The sequence below is a fragment of the Micromonospora sp. CNZ295 genome (assembly GCF_004217535.1).
Genome location: NZ_SHKZ01000001.1, coordinates 1,202,417 through 1,220,166, shown reverse-complemented (window position 1 = coordinate 1,220,166; position 17,750 = coordinate 1,202,417). Strand labels below are relative to the sequence as shown.

The following is a 17,750-nucleotide window of genomic DNA, read 5'->3' as shown; positions in this document are numbered from 1 at the left end:
TTCACTCGACCAGCGTGAGCTGCCGCGGCGCCACGGAGACCGTGAGGCGCTGCCCCCAGTCCAGGGTGAGCCGGTCGGCCTCCAGCCCGTCGGCGAACGCCACCAGCCCGTCGGACTCGGCGGACAGCTCCAGCCGGTCGGCCCCGTCGAGGCGGCCCGCGGTCAGGGCCACCCCGGTGACCGGGGACGGCCACGCCTCCCGCACGTACCAGCAGAGCGCCGCCTCCTCGGGGGCGGGTGGGCACGGCGCACCCGGACGGTCCCGCGCGATCGACGCGCACCACCCGGTCGCCCCCGTACCGCTGCCGACCACGACCCCGGAGGAGGAGTGCCGCTCCCGCCGCGCCCGCCCCTCCACGGGCGCGGTGAGCAGGTATCGGGCGGACTGATGGGAGACGTGTCCCACGTACACCTCGTTGAGCCCGACCAGTTCCTGGCCGTCGTCGAGCGCGGCCCGGACCATGGTGCGGGCCCGGACCGCCGCCCCCGCGACGACGGCCGGCAGCAGCTCGCCCAACCCCGCCGTGTGGTGGCGGACCAGCACCCCGGCGTTGCGGCCCGGCTCCGGGTCCACGCCGACGACCGGCTGCCCGGTCAGGTACTTCGCCACGTTGGCCACCAGGCCGTCCGGGCCGACCGCCACCACGACGTCCTCCGGCCCGAACAGGAACCGGGGCAGGTCGGTCCGGTCGACCGCGCCGCGCCGCCAGTCGGCGGGCACCGCCGCGGCGACCGCCGTGAGGGCCGCCTGGCGCGCCTCGTGCCGGTCGACGACCTCCGCCAGGTCCCGGCCACGCTCGCGCAGGTACCACTCCGCAGCCGCCCGGGTGCCGTGCCGGGCCAGCAGTTCCTCCAGCTCGCTGCGCCGGCTCAGCACGACCACGCGGGGCGGGAGGGTGCTCGCACCCCGGCCGGCGCCGCGCCCCGGGCCGGTCCGGCCGGCGCCGGCCCGGGGCGTGCCATCGCCAGCTCGGCCCGGGCCACCGCGTGCGCCGCTCATCGGGCCGGGGTCAGCCGGGCGAGCAGGTCGCTCAGCAGGTCGGGGGTCACGGTGAGCTGGCCGATCTGGGGGAGCTGGCCGGCCAGGTCGCGGACCGTCAGGGCCCGCAGCACCTCCGGTGGCAGCTCGGCGTACGCGGCGAGCTTCGCCGCCTCCGCCTCGGCCTCGGCGTGGCCCACCGTGCGCACCTGGTCGGCCCTCGCGGCGGCGAGCAGGCGCTCCTTCTCGGCCTCGGCGGTGGCCAGCACCCGGGCGCGCGCGGCCGCGGCGGCGTTGGCCACCTTCTCGCGCTCCGCCTTGCCCTGGGCGGCCGCGAGCTCGGCCGCGGCGTCCAGCTCGACCCGACGGCGGGAGTTGGCGCCGTGCTGCTCGACCAGTTGCTGCTCCCGCCGGGCGAGTTCGATCTTGTTCTGCAGCTCGTTCTCGGCGATCGACCGCTCCTGCTCCACCGCCTGCGCGCGGCGGGCGTAGGTGGCCCGGTCCGCCTCGACCTGGACCGCCTCCCGGGTCGGGGTCTGGAGCGCCCGCTCCAGCTCCGGTTCGGGGCGGATCGCGACGACCCGCGCGCTGACCACCGCCACGCCGACGTCGGCGAGCCGAGGGTCGGCCGCGAGGGCGGTGGAGACCGCCTCCCGGACGGGGGCGACCGTGGTCAGCGCCTCCGCGAGGGGCACCCGGGCGAGCAGATCGAGAGCGGGCTGCTGGGCGAGCTCGGCGAGGAGCGTGGCGACCTGGTCCAGCGGCCGCGAGCGTGGCTTGCCGCTGCGGGGATCGACCGAGAAGTCCAGCCGCTCGGCGGCGAGCGCCGGATCGGCCACCCGGTAGGTGACCGTCGCCTGCACGGTGATGTCCGCGAAGTCGCCGGTCCGGGCGTGGAAGAGCAGCGGCAGCTCCCGGTCGTCGACCGGAACCTCGCTGAGGACGGCGCGCAGCGGCCGGTACCAGAACGACTGGCCCGTCCCCTCCCGGCGTACCCGGCCCCCCACGTGCAGCCGGACCCAGCTGGTCGGCGTCCCGCGCAGGTGGCGCAGGAAGAGTCGTCGCGTCACGTCGGCCATGTCCTGCCTCCCCTTTGTCGTCACAGTGACGATAAGCGCTCTGCTAGATTGTCGTCAAGGTGGTGATAAAGATGGCCGACTACCCGCCCTTCGCGGTGACCGTGGACCTGGTGGTCCTCACGGTCCGCGCCGGAGAGTTGTGCGTGCTGGTGGTCCGGCGCGGCGTCCCGCCGCACGAAGGATGCTGGGCGCTACCCGGCGGCTTCGTGGGCATCGACGAGGATCTGCCGGACGCGGCCGTCCGGGAGCTGACCGAGGAGACCGGGCTCGCCGAGCCGGCTGGCCACCTGGAGCAGCTCGGCACGTACGGGACGCCGCACCGCGACCCTCGCGGGCGCGTTGTCACCGTGGCGTGGCTGGCCCTCCTACCGGACCTCGCCACCCCGGTCGCCGGCACCGACGCCGCCTCGGCCGACTGGCTGCCGGTCGCCCGGATCACTCCGGGCCGGCTCGCGTTCGACCATGACCGGATCCTCGCCGACGGGGTCGAGCGGGCCCGGGCGAAGCTGGAGTACACGCCGCTGGCGACCGCCTTCTGCCCGGCGGAGTTCACCGTCGCGCAGCTGCGGGGGGTCTACGAGACGGTCTGGGGCACCCGCCTGGATCCCCGGAACTTCCATCGCAAGGTGACCGGCACGCCGGGCTTCGTCGAGCCGGTCGGCCGGTCCACGGAAGGCGAGCGGGGCCGTCCCGCGCAACTCTTCCGCCGCGGGCCGGCAGCCCTGCTGCACCCCCCGATGCTCCGCCCCACCCGCACCTGACCCGACCCCCGCCCCTGCCCAGCCTCCGCGATCTTGCACTTCGTGCCCCGGCTTAAGGTGCATTCCGCCCAAAACAAGGGCCGAAAGTGCAAGATCGCGAGGGGTGGGGGTCGGGGGTGGGGGTCGGGGGCGGTTAGCGGGGTGGGGTGGTCGTCGGCGTCGGGGGGGCCGCCGGTCTGGTCGGTTCAGCGGTGGGGGGAGCGGGTGGGGAGGTGGCCGGGGTCGGCGGGCTGGACAGGGTGGGGGTTGGCTCCGCCGACGGGTCGTCGGTCTGGTCCGTACTCCCCGTCGGCTCAGGCGTGGGGTTGGCGGGCGGCGTGGGCACCGGCGTCGGGGTCGGCGCGGGGGTCGGCGCCGGCGGCGGGGGTGTCGTGGCCGGCGGCGGCGGGGGTGTCGTGGCCGACGGGGGCGACGGTGACGTGGCCGACGGTGACGGCGACGCGGAGGCGGGCGCAGGCCCGGCGAGGTGGTCCCGCGGCGGCGACGGCCGTGGGACGGGACGCGCCGGACGCCCGGCCGGCGGTACGACCGGCCGCCAGGTGCGTTCGTCCGGGACGGCCACGGCCGGCGTCGGGGTGGGCCGCGGCGGAACGCCGGGCTGGCTGCTGGAGGGAAGTGGAATCACCACCGGCCCCACCGAGGGCGTCGGGATGAACGGGGTGCCGCTGTCGGGCAGGGCCGTGCTGCCGATGGTGGCCGTGCCGGTGCTGATCGCGGCCAGGATCGGCATCGTGGCCGTGCCGGCGAGCAGCGCCACGGTGAACAGGTAGCCGCGGGAGGGACCGGCGCCGGCGGGAGCGCGGTGGGCGCCGACGACCCGGCGGTATCCGGTGGCCGAACGGTGCCGGCCGATCAGCGGAGCACCCGGGGCGTCACCTGGCTCGGACACGGCAGCCTCCTCGTCGTCGTCCCCTCGGCGGACGGGCGGCCGCGACCGGCCGGGAGCGGCGGGCTCACCAGGGGCGGGCGTCCCGCGACGTCACCCTGGCGCAGTCACGCTGCGTCAGCCAACCCCTTACAGCGTGTCGGCGCGCATATGTGCCCGAATGGTGACGAACCATCACCGGATCGGCGGTGCGTCGATGGAGCAGACACTCGGCAATCCGTGTAACGAACCGGGTGGGCGGCAAGGTGCGGCCCAGCCGGACTGTGGGCGCCCTCACGTGTGATGCGAATATGGACCACGACGGCAACGCAGCCGCGACCTCCGCGCACCCCCGCGGGCGGTACGGCTGGGCGCCGGCGCTCCCGAACCGGATCCACTCCCCTGGATCCGGCTCACGCCGCACGGCAACCCCCACCGGGGCTAGGTGCGGTCGCCAGGATCTTGTCCGACACCAGTCGGGCAGGCGCAGGAGTTGCGCGTTGCCGGGTGACCCCCCGGCGCCGACGCAGACACGACAGGGAGAGACGGATGGCAAAGGGCGACCCCGGGGTCAACACCCGCGGCCGGCGGGCCACACCCCGGTCCAAGAAGGGCGCGACCGGCGACCCGGAGCTGGTGCAGCTGCTCACCCCCGAAGGCGAGCGCGTCGACAGCGTGACCGGGCCGGACGGCATCGAGTACCGCGTCGACTTCACCGACGAGGAGTACCGCGGCCTCTACCGCGACCTCGTGCTGGTGCGGAAGCTGGACGCCGAGGCGACCGCCCTGCAGCGGCAGGGCGAACTGGGCATCTGGGCGAGCCTGCTCGGCCAGGAGGCGGCGCAGGTCGGCTCGGGCCGTGCGCTGCGTACGCAGGACATGGCCTTCCCGACCTACCGGGAGCACGGCGTCCTCTACTGCCGGGGCATCGACCCGATCATGCCGGTGGGCCTGTTCCGCGGCGTCGACCAGGGCGGCTGGGACCCGAACGAGTTCAAGTTCAACATGTACACGATCGTGATCGGGGCGCAGACCCTGCACGCGACCGGTTACGCCATGGGCGTCGCGATGGACGGCAAGACCGGCACCGACGAGAGCGAGGCGGTGATCGCCTACTTCGGCGACGGCGCCAGCAGCCAGGGCGACGTCAACGAGTCGTTCGTCTGGGCCGGCGTCTTCAACGCGCCGCTGGTCTTCTTCTGCCAGAACAACCAGTACGCCATCTCCGAGCCGCTGGAGCGGCAGACCCGCATCCCGCTCTACCGGCGGGCCGCCGGCTTCGGCTTCCCCGGCATCCGGGTGGACGGCAACGACGTGCTGGCCACGTACGCGGTGACCCGGCACGCGCTGGACAACGCGCGGCACGGGCAGGGCCCGAGCCTGATCGAGGCGTACACCTACCGGATGGGGGCGCACACCACCTCGGACGACCCGACCCGCTACCGGATCGCCAGCGAGGTCGAGGCCTGGCAGGCCAAGGACCCGATCGCCCGGATGAAGGCCTTCCTGGAGAAGCAGCAGATCGCCGACGCCGGCTTCTTCGCCGAGGTCGACGAGCAGGCCAAGCGCGAGGCGGTGCACCTGCGCGAGCGGGTGCTGGCCATGCCGAACCCGGAGCCGAGCACCATGTTCGACCACGTCTACCCCAACGGATCGCCGCTGCTGGACCAGCAGCGGGAGCAGTTCAGCCGGTACCTGGAGTCGTTCGAGGGGAGCGCGCACTGATGGCCACGGAGACGCTCACCCTCGGTAAGGCACTCAACGTCGGCCTGCGCCGGGCCCTCGACAACGACCCGAAGGTCGTCATCATGGGCGAGGACGTCGGCAAGCTCGGCGGCGTCTTCCGGATCACCGACGGGCTCCAGAAGGACTTCGGCGACCAGCGGGTGATCGACACCCCGCTCGCCGAGTCGGGCATCATCGGCACCGCGGTGGGCCTCGCCATCCGCGGCTACCGGCCGGTCTGCGAGATCCAGTTCGACGGCTTCGTCTACCCCGCGTACGACCAGATCGTGTCGCAGGTGGCGAAGATGCACTACCGCTCGCGCGGCAAGCTGAAGATCCCGATGGTCATCCGCATCCCGTTCGGCGGCGGCATCGGCGCGGTGGAGCACCACTCGGAGTCGCCCGAGGCGTACTTCGCGCACACCGCCGGGCTCAAGGTCGTCTCCTGTGCCAGCCCGCAGGACGCGTACGTCATGATCCAGCAGGCGATCGCCTCGGACGACCCGATCGTGTTCCTGGAGCCCAAGCGCCGGTACTGGGAGAAGGGCCCGGTCGACGTCGACGCGCCGCTCTCCGACGCGTACCCGCTGCACGCGGCCCGCGTGGCGCGGCCCGGCACCGACGCGACGCTGCTCGCGTACGGGCCGATGGTCCGCACCTGCCTGGACGCGGCGACCGCCGCGGCCGAGGACGGTCGTGACCTGGAGGTCATCGACCTGCGCACGCTCTCCCCGCTGGACCTGGGGGTGGTGTACGAGTCGGTACGCCGCACCGGCCGCGCGGTGGTGGTGCACGAGGCACCGTCCAACGTGGGCCTCGGCGCCGAGATCGCGGCGCGGATCACCGAGGAGTGCTTCTACTCGCTGGAGTCCCCGGTGCTGCGCGTGACCGGTTTCGACACCCCCTACCCGGCGGCCCGGGTGGAGGAGGAGTACCTGCCCGACCTCGACCGGGTGCTCGACGCCGTCGACCGCACCTTCGGCTGGTGAGCGGGATGTCGCGGATCAAGGAGTTCAACCTTCCCGACCTGGGCGAGGGCCTCACCGAGGGCGAGATCCTCACCTGGTTGGTCAAGGTCGGCGACACGATCGAGCTGAACCAGCCGATCGTCGAGGTGGAGACCGCCAAGGCGGCGGTCGAGATCCCGGCGAAGTGGGCCGGCCGGGTGCAGGCGATCTTCCACGAGGAGGGTACGACCGTCGAGGTCGGCACCCCGATCATCGCGATCGACACCGACCCGGGCGCGGGTCCGGTGGAGACGCCGTCGGCGTCCGGCGGTGACGTGCCGACCCCGTCGGCCGCGTCGCTCGCGGCGGTCGAGGTGGCACCCGCCGAGGGCGCGGTCGAGCCGGGCCTGATCGGCGGTCCGGCGCCCGGCGGCCGCACGGCGGTGCTGGTGGGCTACGGTCCGCGCACCACCGCCGCGAAGCGCCGTCCGCGCAAGGGTGACGCGGTCCCGGCGCAGGCCCAGCCGGCCGCGACGGCCGCGGCACCGGTCCAGCCGGCGACCGCGCCGGTGGCCGCTCCGCCAGCGACCGACCGCAACGGCCACGGCGGCGCGGCGCGCGGTGGTCTCGTGCTGGCCAAGCCGCCGGTACGCAAGCTCGCCAAGGACCTCGGCGTCAACCTGTCGACGCTGACCGGATCGGGCCCGCTCGGCTCGATCACCAGGGAGGACGTGCAGCGAGCGGCGGACGCGGCCACGGCGGTGGCCGAGCCGCTGGCGGTGACCGCGCCGGCCACGGCGGCGGCGAGCTTCGGCGCCGACCGGGAGCAGCGGATCCCGGTCAAGGGGGTCCGGAAGCTCACCGCGGAGAACATGTCCCGCTCGGCGTTCACCGCCCCGCACGTGACGGAGTTCCTGACCGTCGACGTGACCCGGGCGATGAAGGCCCTGGACCGCCTCCGCCAGCGGCGGGAGTGGCGCGACGTCCGCGTCTCGCCGCTGCTGCTGGTCGCCAAGGCCGTGCTGCTCGCGGTCAAGCGGCACCCGATGGTCAACTCGACCTGGGCCGGCGACGAGATCGTGGTCAAGGAGTACGTGAACCTCGGCATCGCGGCGGCCACCGAGCGCGGTCTCATCGTGCCGAACATCAAGGACGCCGGGCGGCTCACGCTGCGGGAGCTGGCCGACGCCCTGACCGATCTGGTGCAGACGGCCAAGGCGGGGAAGACCTCGCCGGCGGACATGTCCGGCGGCACCCTGACCATCACCAACGTCGGAGTGTTCGGAGTGGACACCGGGACGCCCATCCTGCCGCCGGGTGAGTCGGCGATCCTGGCCTTCGGCGCGGTCCGCGAGATGCCATGGGTGCACAAGGGCAAGGTCCGCCCGCGTCAGGTCACCACGCTCGGTCTCTCGTTCGACCACCGGATCATCGACGGTGAGCTCGGGTCGAAGTTCCTTCGGGACATCGGCGACTTCCTCGCCGATCCGGAGGCGGCGCTGCTCGCCTGGACCTGACCGGTCCGCTCCGGCTGAGTGACGGCCGGTGTGCCAGGGGTGACCACCCGGCACACCGGCCGTTACTTTTGAGGAGAATCCTTCGGCGATTCACCCCGTCAGACCTTAGATCCTTCGGCGGGTGTCCCAACTCACCTAAGAATCGATGGCAATCCGCGCCCCGCTGCGGTTCAATGGATGCATCAGGGGCCGACAACCGAATAGCTGCAGGAGAGACCCATGAGCATGATCGAGCGAATCCGCAACCGCCGCGACGCCAGCCGCCGCGCCCGCGCCATCGAGCGCGCGCTGCGCTCCGCCAGCTCGCCCGCGGTCCGCGACGAGATCCTCGCCATCGCCCAGCGTCACATGCACTGACGCTCCGATACGTTCCTCGCCTCCTCAGCCGATGGCCCGCCCGGTACTCCGGGCGGGCCATCGGCGTTCACGCAGTGCGACGCCAGCGGCCCGTCCCACAGCGGCTGACCGGGATTCCCCCATCGGCCCACCGCCCGGTACGGTGGGTTCCGGTCGTCGCCCACCGGCCCGGCAGATCGGCTCCGATAGAAGCCGATCGACACCGTCCGGCGACGCGGAGTGACGATCCTGTGCTCCCCGACGCCCCTTAAAGGGGGACCGGATACGGTGCGGGGAGCCGCACGGCCGGAAGCGACCGGCGACGCCGGTCGCCGTGCCGCGCACCCGGCGCCGGCGGCCGACAGGTGATGGAGGAGGCGCACGCATGACGTCCGAGGGCACGCAGCACCCCGGCCAGCAGCCGGACGAGGCGTCGCCGGGCGCTGGACCGACGCCGTACGGCGACCGACCGGCGCAACAGGACAACGGGTACGCCGTCGGTAACCCCGACCTGGGTTGGGCGCCCCCGCCGCCCGCGCAGCCGAACCCGGCCGCGCCCGCCTGGTCGACCGACGCGCCGCCAGCGCCCGCCTGGGGCGGCGCACAGCTGCCGCAGCAGGCCGAGGCACCCGCCCCGACGGCGTGGGCACCCGACGGCGGCGCCCCGCAGTGGCCCGCGCAGAACGAGCAGCCCGGCCGGGCCGAGACCCCCGAGGCGCCGGCGTGGGCGCAGGCTGAGCCGTCCGCGCCGGCCTGGGCACAGCAGGGCCCCGCCGTTCGTGGCTCCGCCCAGGTGCCGCAGGCCGCGTCCCCCTGGCCCGGGCAGGAGACCCCGGCCAACCCGGCCGCCCAGCCGGAGCCGTCGCCCGGATGGAACAACGGCTCCGCCCAGCCGGATCCGGCCCGATCCGGCGGCTGGTCCCCCGCCGGCCAGCCCGACCAGTCCTCGGGCGGCTGGGCGACCGGCACCGCGACCCGCCAGGACGAGCGGCCGCAGCAGCCCGACTGGGCGGCGGCGCACAACGACACCGGCACGCCCACCGACCAGCCCGCGTGGGCGACGTCGCAGCCGGGCGCCGCCGAGCAGCCCGGGCACGCGCCGGAGACACCCGCACCGGCGTGGGCACCCGTCCGCGGCGCGGCGCAGGTGCCCGGAGCCGCGCCGCAGGCCTGGCCCGGCCAGGACGAGCCCGGCCGGCCCGCCGAGCAGTCCACCCCCGACCACGCCGGTGGTTGGCCCGCCGCCCAGCCGGACCCCGCTGCCTCCGCCGGCCGGGCCGCCACCGCGACCCGACCGGACGACCGGGGCGGTTGGCCGGCCGGAGGGCCGGACGAGCAGTCGCAGCCCGAGTGGCCGTCCTCGGTGGACCGGGACGCCGCGGGCCAGTCGCACAGCCCGGACGCCTGGTCGGGCAACGACGCGCGGCCCGCTGGCGAGTGGGCTGGCCCCTCCGCCACTGCCCGGAGCGACGACGACGGCCCGGGCGGCCACGCCGCGCCGGCCGCCAGCGCCTCCGTCCCCGGCGCTGACGGCCCCCCACAGCCCTGGGTGCCGGCACCACGCGGAGGCACCGACCGCTCCGCCGTGCCCGACGTCGAGCCGTGGGCGCCGGGCGAGGCGTGGGGCCGCAACGAGCCGTCCACACCCGCCGGACGGGAGCCGGAGCGCGCCGAGGAGTCGCCGGTCTACCAGCCCGCGCCGGGCCCCGGGATCTCGCCGGCCAACGCCGTCCCGCTGCCCCCGCAGGAGCAGCGCGTGCCCGGCGCCAGCCTGTCCGTCGACCCGCCGGCCGGCTACGCGCCGGCACAGTTCGCCCCCGAGCAGCCCGCCCGGGACGACGCCGCCGCGGCGTACGGGGCGGCCGAGCAGCAGGGTTGGGCACCGGCCACCCGGCAGGACGAGGCCCCGGCCGCGCCGGTGGTGCCCGCGCCGCGTACCTCCCCGGAGTCCACCGGCCGGGCGTCCGTCCCGGCAGCGACCGGCGGCGCGTCCGGCAGCGTCTCGGCCAGCGCGTCCGTTCCGCTGGCCAGCCGGGTGAGCCCGCCGCCCGACGAGGCCCTGCCGCCGACCACCTCGGCACCACAGCCTCGCGTCTACGGCCGGCCGGCCCACCCGGAGTCGGCCGAGGAGGCGGACAACCCGAACGGCTACCCGGCCGACCAGCAGCGGTTCGGCCCGGAGCCGCAGCCCGAACACGGTCCCGACGGCGGCTTCGGTCAGGGCGGCGGCGACCGGCCGGCCGGTCCGACCGCCTTCGCGGGCGCGGCGCCGGTCGCCCCGGCGCCGTTCCCACCGGGCGTGCCGTCCTTCGCCGATCCGCCGGCCAGTGACCGGCCGGTCAACGGGACCCGGCCGCACGCCGGACAGGAGCGTCCCGCGGACCACTTCGGCGCGCCGGCCAGCGGTGCCGCCACCGTGAGTGGCTCCGGTTTCCCGCCTCCGCCCGAGCCGGCCTTCCCGCCGGCCTACCCGCCGGGCCAGCCCGCCGCGCCGTCCTGGGACCAGGGCGGCCACGATGGACCGGGCAGCCACGGAGGGCCGGGCAGCCACGGTGGACCGGGGGGCCACGGTGCCCAGTCCGCCCCGGAGCCGGAGCAGGGCCGCTTCGACGCGTTCAAGCCGATCGCCGAGCCGGCCGCCGACACGCCCATCCCGAAGGTCCGCAACGGCCGGGTGCTGGCCGCGGTGCTGGTCGCCGCGGTGCTGATCCTGGCCGTCCCGCTCGGCCTCCTCGTGCTGCTCGGCAAGGTCGGCGGTGACGACGAGGCGGGACCGGTCTACGAGCTCGGCAGCTGCGTCAAGCAGGCCGGTACCACCGCCGCGAAGGTCGACTGCAGCGAGGAGGGCGCCTTCACCGTGGTGTCGAAGGTGGACGCCAAGGAGAAGTGCGCCGACCCGGCCCAGCCCTACGTGGAGCTTCCCGGCGCGGGCGACGACCGCGTGCTCTGCCTCAAGCCGGCGAGCTGACCAACCTGCGCCACGACGGCGGGGCACCTCTCCTGGGTCGCCCCGCCGTTTCCGTGCCGGCCGCCGTCGGAGGTCGGGCACGCCACGGGCGGGGTCGGCCCCTTCGGCGAAACGGCGGCCCGCCGTCGGGCACGATGGGGGTCATGAGCGCACGAGTACGAGCCCCCGAGCTGCGCGGACGCGGCTGGCTGAACACCGGTGGGCGGGAGCTGACGCTGTCCGATTTGCGCGGCAAGATAGTCATCGCCGACTTTTGGACCTTCTGCTGCATCAACTGCCTGCACGTGCTCGACGAGTTGCGCCCGCTCGAGCAGAAGTACGCCGACGTGCTCGTGGTCATCGGCGTGCACTCCCCGAAGTTCGAGCACGAGAAGGACCCGGACGCCCTGGCCGCCGCCGTTGAGCGGTACGGCGTACACCACCCGGTGCTCGACGACCCCGAGCTGGACATGTGGCAGCAGTACGCCGCCCGCGCCTGGCCGACCCTCGCCGTCATCGACCCGGAGGGGTACGTGGTGGCCACGATGGCGGGCGAGGGGCACGCCGAGGGCCTGGCCCGGCTGATCGACGAGCTGATCGCCACCCACCAGGCCAAGGGCACCCTGCACCGGGGCGAGGGCCCGTACGTACCGCCCGCCGAGCCGGCGAGCACCCTGCGCTTCCCCGGCAAGGCGGTCGTACTCGACAACGGGAACCTGCTGGTCGCCGACTCGGCCCGGCACTCGCTCGCGGAGCTGGCCCCCGACGGCGAGACACTGGTGCGGCGGATCGGCACCGGCGAGCGCGGCCGGGCGGACGGCCCGGCCGCGGCGGCCACGTTCTCCGAGCCGCAGGGGCTCTGCCTGCTCCCGGCGCACGCCGCCGAGGTGGCCGGTTACGACCTGGTGGTCGCCGACACGGTCAACCACCTGCTGCGCGGCGTCCGCCTGGCCACCGGCGAGGTGGTCACCGTGGCCGGCACCGGCCGGCAGTGGCGCTCGTCGGTCGACGACCACGCGCACGACGCGCTCTCCGTCGACCTCTCCTCACCCTGGGACCTGGCCTGGTACGACGACAAGGTCGTCATCGCGATGGCCGGCATCCACCAGCTCTGGTGGTTCGACCCGGTGAAGCGCACCGCCGGCATGTACGCGGGCACCACGGTCGAGGCGCTCAAGGACGGCCCGCTGGACGAGGCGTGGCTGGCCCAGCCGTCCGGCCTGTCGGTCTCCGCCGACGGCAGCCGGCTCTGGGTGGCCGACAGCGAGACCAGCGCCGTCCGGTACGTCGAGGGCGGCGTCCTCCGCACGGCCGTCGGCCAGGGGCTGTTCGACTTCGGGCACGTGGACGGGCCGGCGGGTGAGGCGCTGCTCCAGCATCCGCTGGGGGTCTGCGCGCTGCCGGACGGCTCGGTGCTGATCGCCGACACGTACAACGGCGCGGTGCGCCGCTACGACCCGCGGAGTGACACGGTCGGCACGGTCGCCGACGGGCTCGCCGAGCCGAGCGACCTGCTGCTCACCGCCGACGGCGACGTGCTCGTGGTGGAGTCCGCCGCCCACCGGCTGACCCGGCTCGCGCCGGGCGCGCTCACCGCGGCGGGAGCGAGCACGGTCGACGGTCCGCGGCACCGCACCGAGCGGAAGCCGACCGACCTGGCGGCCGGCGAGGTCACCCTGGACGTCATCTTCACCCCGGCGCCGGGGCAGAAGCTCGACGAGACGTACGGCCCGTCGACCCGGCTGGTCGTCTCGGCGTCCCCGCCCGAGCTGCTGCTGGAGGGCGCCGGCACCGGCACCGAGCTGTCCCGCCGCCTGGTCGTCAACGACGCCGTGACGGATGGCGTCCTCCAGGTGACCGCGCAGGCCGCGACCTGCGACGCCGACGTGGAGCACGCGGCGTGCCACCTGACCCGGCAGGACTGGGGGGTGCCGGTCCGGGTGGTCGCCGGCGCGGCCGACCGGCTCCCGCTGGTGCTGCGGGGGATGGACGCCTGAGCTGTTGAGCGGGGCCCTTCCACGACGCGAGGCGTAAGAAGGGGACCTTCCTACCACGCGAACGGAGTGAGCGTGACCCCCGCGTCGACGAGCGCGGCGCGGACCAGCTCGGCGCAGCGCACCGCGCCGGGAGTGTCGCCGTGCAGGCAGATCGACTCGACCGGGCAGGGGACGACACTGCCGTCGACCGCCACGACGGTCCGCTCGGTGGCCATCCGGACCGCCCGGGCGGCCGTCTGCTCCGGGTCGGTGATCAGCGCGTCCGGGGCACCGCGCGGAACGAGGTGGCCGTTGGGCAGGTAGCCCCGGTCGGCGAAGCCCTCGCCGACGACCCGCAGTGCGGCGCCGGTCGCGAGCTGGGCGAGCACCGAGCCGGGCGGGCAGAGCAGCGGCAGCTGGTCGTCGTACTCGCCGACCGCGGCGACCAGCGCCGCCGCCTCGGTCTCGTGGCGGGCGGCGGCGTGGTAGAGCGCGCCGTGCGGCTTGACGTACCGGACCCGGGTGCCGGCCACCCGGCAGAACGCGTCGAGGGCGCCGAGCTGGTAGAGGACCTCGTCGCGCAGTTCGGCGAACTCGTACGCGATGTGCCGCCGCCCGAAGCCGACCAGGTCCCGGTACCCGACCTGCGCACCCACCGCGACCCCCCGCTTGGCGGCGCCGGCGCAGACCTGACGCATGGTGGAGGCGTCCCCGGCATGGAATCCGCAGGCGACGTTCGCGGAGGTCACCAGGTCCAGCAGCGCGGCGTCGTCGCCGAGCCGCCAGATGCCGAGGCCCTCGCCGAGGTCAGCGTTGAGGTCCATGGAAGGTCACGGTAGTCCCTGGCCGGGCCTGGGCGAGCGGGGCCACGTCGTCCACCACACCGATGACCGGGTACCCGCCGGTGGTCGGGTGGTCGGCGAGGAACACCAGCGGCTGGCCGTCGGCCGGTACCTGCACCGCGCCGAGCACCAGCCCTTCGCTGGGCAGTTCCCCGGCGACCGCGCGCGGCAGCGGTGCGCCGGTCAGTCGCGCGCCGACCCGGTTGCTGACCGGCGAGAGGGTGTACGCGGTGCCGAACAGCCGGTCGAGCGCGAGCGGCGCGAACCAGTCCTCGCGCGGGCCGAGGCGCAGCGCCAGCCGTACCTCGACCGGTGGCGGCACGGTGACCGTCACGTCCACCGGAGCCGGCGGGCCGGCGGGCGGGCCGAGCGGCAGCCGGTCGCCGTCCCGCAGCGGCGGCGGGCCGAGGCCGGAGAGGGTGTCGGTGGCGCGGCTGCCGAGCACCGGCTCGACGTCGATGCCACCGGCGACCGCGAGCCAGCACCGCAGGCCGGTGCGGGGCGGGCCGATCTGGAGGACCGCGCCCGCCGGTACGGCGAGGGGGCGACCGACGTCGCCGGGGCGGTCGCTGATCCGCACGTCGGCGTCCGCCCCGGTCACCGCGACGGTGGTGGCGCGGCTGAACCGCAGTGCGCAGCCGGTCAGGGTGAGCTCCAGGCCGGCGGCGGTCTCCGGGTTGCCGACCAGGCGGTTGGCCAGCCGGAGGGCGGCCGGGTCGAGCGCGCCGGAGCGCGGCACGCCGAGGTGCGCCCAGCCGGGACGCCCGAGGTCCTGCACGGTGGTGAGGGCGCCGGCGCGCAGCACGTCGACGGCGGGCGCCCGCGGGCCCGGCTCGGGTGGGCCGGGCGACGGACCGGCTGGCGGGGTGCCCGGCCGGGCGGTCACGCCGGCACCAGCCGCACGCGGGCGCCGGGGCCGAGCCGGGCCGGCGGATCGGCGTGCACGTCGAACAGGGGCAGGTCGGTCCTGCCCACGAGCAGCCACCCACCGGGCGAGGCGGTCGGGTAGATCCCGGCGTACGGGCCGGCCAGGGCGACGGACCCGGCCGGCACCCGGGGACGGGGGGTTGGCAGCCGGGGCACGGCCAGTCCGGTGGGCAGCCCGGTCAGGTACGCGAACCCGGGGGCGAAACCGCAGAACGCCACCCGGAACTCGGTGTCGGTCAGCCGGCGTACGACGTCCGGGACGTCGACGCCCCAGTGCCCGGCGACGGCCGGCAGGTCCTCCCCGTCGTAGCTGACGGGGACCTCGACGGTGGCCGCGTCGGCGGTGCCGGTGGCCGGTGCCGGGGTCCAGCCGGCGATCAGCGCGGCGGTGCGGGCGGGGTCGCGTACGCCGTCGAGCAGCACGGTGGTCGCGGCCGGCACGATCTCGGTGACGTCCAGTTCGCCCCGTTCCCGGCGGCGCCACAGCTCCGCCCGCCACGCCTCCACCCGGTCGGCGACCTCGGGCTGCGGCGGGTTGCCGGGTGTCGGGTCGGCGTGGTCGAGCAGCAGGGCGTGTGCCCCGACCGGTCGGATCCGCATCCCGCCATCCTCCCGGACGGCGGCCCCGCCAAGGGATCCCGGCCGGTGTTCGGTCCGGCGTGACCGGGCACACTACCACTAAGTAACCTACGGTGTCGTAACCTGATGGCGTGACCACCTCCGCCCCGCTTCGCCTCAAGCCGGTCGACATCGGCAAGCCGCGGATGCGCGGCTGGCTGCACACGTACGCGTTCTTCGTCGCCCTCGTCTGCGGAATCGTGCTCTGCTCGATCGCCGCCACCCGGCCCGGTTGGGCACCGCTGGTCAGCTGCCTGATCTACAGCCTGACCGTCTGCGGTCTCTTCGGCACCAGCGCCCTGTACCACCGTCGGGTGTGGACCGAGCGCGGCTACCAGATCATGCGCCGGATGGACCACTCGATGATCTTCGTGTTCATCGCCGGCACGTACACGCCGTTCTGCATCCTGCTGCTGGAGCCTCGCCCTGCGACGATCATGCTGTCGCTGGTCTGGGGTGGCGCGCTGGGTGGGGTGGCGCTCAAGCTGGTGTGGCCGCACGCCCCGCGCTGGGTCTCCGCGCCGCTGTACCTGGCGCTCGGCTGGGTCGCGGTGGTGGTGCTGCCGGACATCCTCCGGGAGGGCGGCGTGACCGCCCTGGTCCTGCTGAGCGTCGGCGGCGCCGCCTACAGCGTGGGTGCCGTCTTCTACGCACTGCGCCGGCCCAACCCCTGGCCGACCGTCTTCGGCCACCACGAGTTCTTCCACGCCTGCACGCTGCTCGCCGCGATCTGCCACCACATCGCGATCTACTTCGCCCTGTTCGCCTGAGCAGCAGGAAAGGCCCCTTCTTGACGCCTCGCGTCGCAGAAGGGGCCCCTCTTGACAGGTCTCAGACGGTCGGGTCCGGCCGGCGCACCTCGCGGTACTCCTGCACGACCCGGTCCTGCGCCGGCACCACGGGGTCGGCCACGACCCGCTGCTCGCGGACCGGCCGGGTGACCACCGTGCGGCGGCGGGAGTTCCAGAAGTAGAGGGTCACGATCAGGCCCGCCACACCGGCGAGCATCAGGACCCACCCGACCACGGCGAGGTCGAGCCACCCCAGGTTCGCCTCCACGGCGAACGCGAAGATCGCGCCAAGCGCGATCAGGAATATACTGCCACCAATGCCCATGTCGTCGCCTCCTCGGCTGTCACCTGGCGTTCCGGTCGCCGCGGCCATCGGTGAGGTAGCGGCAGACATCGACTTACCCAGGCGGTGAGATCGCCAATCGGGCAAGCTGAGGGCATGACGGACGCGAACGCCCACGACCGCACGCTGGTGTTGCTCCGGCATTCGAAGGCGGAGCCGCCGAACGACGGACCGGATGTGCAGCGGCCGCTGGCCGCCCGGGGCCGGGCCGACGCGGGGGCGGCCGGCGCCTGGCTCGCCCGGCACGCCCTGCTCCCGGACGTGGTGATCTGCTCGGCGGCCCGGCGGACCCGGGAGACCTGGCACAGCGTTGCCCTGGGCATGACCGGGGCCCCGCCCGAGGGTGGGCCGGCCGGGCCCGCACCCGCCGTCCACTACGAGGCGGACGCGTACGAGGCGCACCCGGAGGACCTGCTGACGCTGATCCGTCGTGTCGACCCCGGCGCCCGGACGGTGCTGCTGATCGCCCACAATCCCGGGATCTCGCTGCTGTCGGCGTTGCTCGACCCGGAACGGGCCGACCAGGACGGGCTGCGCACCAGTGGCATCGCGGTGCACCGGACGACGGCCGGTTGGGCGGGGCTCGGCCGGGGGGACACCGTCATCACCGCCACCCACACCGCACGCAGCTGAGCCACGCACCGCACCGGTGCGTGGCCCGTTCCCGACCGGTCAGGACGGTGGTGCCGTGGGCGGCGGCGGGTCGGGAGGCGGCGGCATCATCGCGGTCGGGTGCGACAACCGGTTCTCCTCCACGATCAGGGTCCGTGCCCGCTTGCGCCGGTCCTGCCAGAACCACACCGTGGTGAGCAGGACGGCGAGCCCGGCCAGGATGAGAACCCAGCCGACCGCACGCAGGTCGACCCACCAGACGTTGGCCCGGATGGCGAAGGTGAGGATCGCGCCGAGGGCGATCAGGAAGATGCCGCTACCAATGCCCATGTGCGCTGCACTCCCCCGTGCGGTGGCTCTGGGCGTTCTCTGACCTGTCCGGGTGCCGATTACCCGCCGCCAGCCGGGGCTACCCCCGTTTCGGGAGCGGCCGAAGTCGCCCGGGGTCGAGGTTCGCGCTGGGCCGGGGGTCGCGCTGGGCCCGG

17 protein-coding genes are annotated in these 17,750 nt (G+C 74.8%); 10 read left to right on the top strand and 7 right to left on the bottom strand.

Annotation, left to right across the window (positions count from 1 at the left end; all coding sequences use genetic code 11):
- Position 1: 1 nt before the first annotated feature.
- On the bottom strand, positions 2-883 hold the full coding sequence (locus EV376_RS05765) for a hypothetical protein (RefSeq protein WP_130321104.1): 882 nt from the start codon (positions 881-883) through the stop codon (positions 2-4).
- A gap of 113 nt (positions 884-996) precedes the next feature.
- The gene (locus EV376_RS05760) at positions 997-2,058 is read right to left on the bottom strand and encodes an SPFH domain-containing protein (protein WP_130321103.1); all 1,062 of its coding nucleotides are present in this window, start codon (positions 2,056-2,058) and stop codon (positions 997-999) included.
- A 71-nt stretch (positions 2,059-2,129) separates the two neighbouring features.
- Here EV376_RS05760 and EV376_RS05755 point away from each other — a divergent pair, with 71 nt between their 5' ends.
- The 8 genes from EV376_RS05755 to EV376_RS05725 all read left to right on the top strand — a co-directional run bounded on the left by EV376_RS05755 (position 2,130) and on the right by EV376_RS05725 (position 13,153).
- Positions 2,130-2,819: an NUDIX hydrolase gene (locus tag EV376_RS05755; RefSeq protein WP_130321102.1), complete on the top strand. Its 690-nt coding sequence runs from the start codon at positions 2,130-2,132 to the stop codon at positions 2,817-2,819.
- A gap of 317 nt (positions 2,820-3,136) precedes the next feature.
- On the top strand, positions 3,137-3,589 hold the full coding sequence (locus EV376_RS05750; RefSeq protein ID WP_130321101.1) for a hypothetical protein: 453 nt from the start codon (positions 3,137-3,139) through the stop codon (positions 3,587-3,589).
- Positions 3,590-4,233: 644 nt separating this feature from the next.
- Complete coding sequence (gene pdhA / locus EV376_RS05745; protein ID WP_130321100.1) at positions 4,234-5,409, top strand: pyruvate dehydrogenase (acetyl-transferring) E1 component subunit alpha; 1,176 nt, start codon at positions 4,234-4,236, stop codon at positions 5,407-5,409.
- Positions 5,409-6,398 (top strand): alpha-ketoacid dehydrogenase subunit beta, encoded by a 990-nt coding sequence (locus EV376_RS05740; RefSeq protein WP_130321099.1) that lies wholly within the window; start codon positions 5,409-5,411, stop codon positions 6,396-6,398. Before pdhA ends, EV376_RS05740 begins: the two co-directional genes overlap by 1 nt.
- Positions 6,399-6,403: 5 nt before the next feature.
- Entirely contained in the window at positions 6,404-7,873 is a 1,470-nt protein-coding gene (locus EV376_RS05735; RefSeq protein WP_130328534.1) for a dihydrolipoamide acetyltransferase family protein, read from the top strand.
- A gap of 219 nt (positions 7,874-8,092) precedes the next feature.
- Complete coding sequence (locus EV376_RS30080; RefSeq protein WP_165437957.1) at positions 8,093-8,230, top strand: hypothetical protein; 138 nt, start codon at positions 8,093-8,095, stop codon at positions 8,228-8,230.
- A 364-nt stretch (positions 8,231-8,594) separates the two neighbouring features.
- Positions 8,595-11,177 carry an LppU/SCO3897 family protein gene (locus tag EV376_RS05730; RefSeq protein WP_130321098.1) on the top strand — a complete coding sequence of 861 codons (2,583 nt, stop codon included), beginning with the start codon at positions 8,595-8,597 and terminating at the stop codon, positions 11,175-11,177.
- Positions 11,178-11,320: 143 nt separating this feature from the next.
- Positions 11,321-13,153 (top strand): NHL domain-containing thioredoxin family protein, encoded by a 1,833-nt coding sequence (locus tag EV376_RS05725; protein ID WP_130321097.1) that lies wholly within the window; start codon positions 11,321-11,323, stop codon positions 13,151-13,153.
- Positions 13,154-13,203: 50 nt separating this feature from the next.
- Here the strand turns inward: EV376_RS05725 and EV376_RS05720 are convergent, their stop codons facing one another.
- From EV376_RS05720 to EV376_RS05710, 3 genes are read right to left on the bottom strand one after another with little or no spacing between them, the layout of a single operon-like run.
- Positions 13,204-13,956: a 5-oxoprolinase subunit PxpA gene (locus tag EV376_RS05720; RefSeq protein WP_130321096.1), complete on the bottom strand. Its 753-nt coding sequence runs from the start codon at positions 13,954-13,956 to the stop codon at positions 13,204-13,206.
- Entirely contained in the window at positions 13,940-14,860 is a 921-nt protein-coding gene (locus tag EV376_RS05715) for a 5-oxoprolinase subunit C family protein (RefSeq protein ID WP_130321095.1), read from the bottom strand. Before EV376_RS05715 ends, EV376_RS05720 begins: the two co-directional genes overlap by 17 nt.
- Positions 14,857-15,501, bottom strand: a complete 645-nt coding sequence (locus EV376_RS05710; protein ID WP_130321094.1) for a 5-oxoprolinase subunit B family protein — start codon at positions 15,499-15,501, stop codon at positions 14,857-14,859. Before EV376_RS05710 ends, EV376_RS05715 begins: the two co-directional genes overlap by 4 nt.
- Before the next feature lie 110 nt (positions 15,502-15,611).
- Between EV376_RS05710 and trhA the strand changes: the two genes are divergently transcribed.
- Complete coding sequence (gene trhA / locus EV376_RS05705) at positions 15,612-16,289, top strand: PAQR family membrane homeostasis protein TrhA (protein ID WP_130321093.1); 678 nt, start codon at positions 15,612-15,614, stop codon at positions 16,287-16,289.
- Positions 16,290-16,350: 61 nt separating this feature from the next.
- Here the strand turns inward: trhA and EV376_RS05700 are convergent, their stop codons facing one another.
- Complete coding sequence (locus EV376_RS05700) at positions 16,351-16,635, bottom strand: DUF6458 family protein (RefSeq protein ID WP_130321092.1); 285 nt, start codon at positions 16,633-16,635, stop codon at positions 16,351-16,353.
- Positions 16,636-16,749: 114 nt separating this feature from the next.
- Here EV376_RS05700 and EV376_RS05695 point away from each other — a divergent pair, with 114 nt between their 5' ends.
- Positions 16,750-17,286, top strand: coding sequence for a histidine phosphatase family protein (locus EV376_RS05695; RefSeq protein WP_130321091.1), 537 nt, complete (start codon positions 16,750-16,752; stop codon positions 17,284-17,286).
- A gap of 39 nt (positions 17,287-17,325) precedes the next feature.
- Here EV376_RS05695 and EV376_RS05690 read toward each other — a convergent pair whose 3' ends face one another.
- Complete coding sequence (locus EV376_RS05690; RefSeq protein WP_130321090.1) at positions 17,326-17,595, bottom strand: DUF6458 family protein; 270 nt, start codon at positions 17,593-17,595, stop codon at positions 17,326-17,328.
- Between the last annotated feature and the right edge of the window lie 155 nt (positions 17,596-17,750).

Excerpts from the sequence above, each read along its gene's own strand:
- EV376_RS05760 (WP_130321103.1), bottom strand. The coding sequence starts at position 2,058 with ATGGCCGACGTGACGCGACGACTCTTCCTGCGCCACCTGCGCGGGACG.
- EV376_RS05725 (WP_130321097.1), top strand. The coding sequence starts at position 11,321 with ATGAGCGCACGAGTACGAGCCCCCGAGCTGCGCGGACGCGGCTGGCTG.
- EV376_RS30080 (WP_165437957.1), top strand. The coding sequence starts at position 8,093 with ATGAGCATGATCGAGCGAATCCGCAACCGCCGCGACGCCAGCCGCCGC.
- EV376_RS05720 (WP_130321096.1), bottom strand. The coding sequence starts at position 13,956 with ATGGACCTCAACGCTGACCTCGGCGAGGGCCTCGGCATCTGGCGGCTC.
- EV376_RS05690 (WP_130321090.1), bottom strand. The coding sequence starts at position 17,595 with ATGGGCATTGGTAGCGGCATCTTCCTGATCGCCCTCGGCGCGATCCTC.
- EV376_RS05710 (WP_130321094.1), bottom strand. The coding sequence starts at position 15,501 with ATGCGGATCCGACCGGTCGGGGCACACGCCCTGCTGCTCGACCACGCC.
- EV376_RS05740 (WP_130321099.1), top strand. The coding sequence starts at position 5,409 with ATGGCCACGGAGACGCTCACCCTCGGTAAGGCACTCAACGTCGGCCTG.
- EV376_RS05735 (WP_130328534.1), top strand. The coding sequence starts at position 6,404 with ATGTCGCGGATCAAGGAGTTCAACCTTCCCGACCTGGGCGAGGGCCTC.
- EV376_RS05755 (WP_130321102.1), top strand. The coding sequence starts at position 2,130 with ATGGCCGACTACCCGCCCTTCGCGGTGACCGTGGACCTGGTGGTCCTC.
- EV376_RS05730 (WP_130321098.1), top strand. The coding sequence starts at position 8,595 with ATGACGTCCGAGGGCACGCAGCACCCCGGCCAGCAGCCGGACGAGGCG.
- EV376_RS05700 (WP_130321092.1), bottom strand. The coding sequence starts at position 16,635 with ATGGGCATTGGTGGCAGTATATTCCTGATCGCGCTTGGCGCGATCTTC.
- pdhA (WP_130321100.1), top strand. The coding sequence starts at position 4,234 with ATGGCAAAGGGCGACCCCGGGGTCAACACCCGCGGCCGGCGGGCCACA.
- EV376_RS05695 (WP_130321091.1), top strand. The coding sequence starts at position 16,750 with ATGACGGACGCGAACGCCCACGACCGCACGCTGGTGTTGCTCCGGCAT.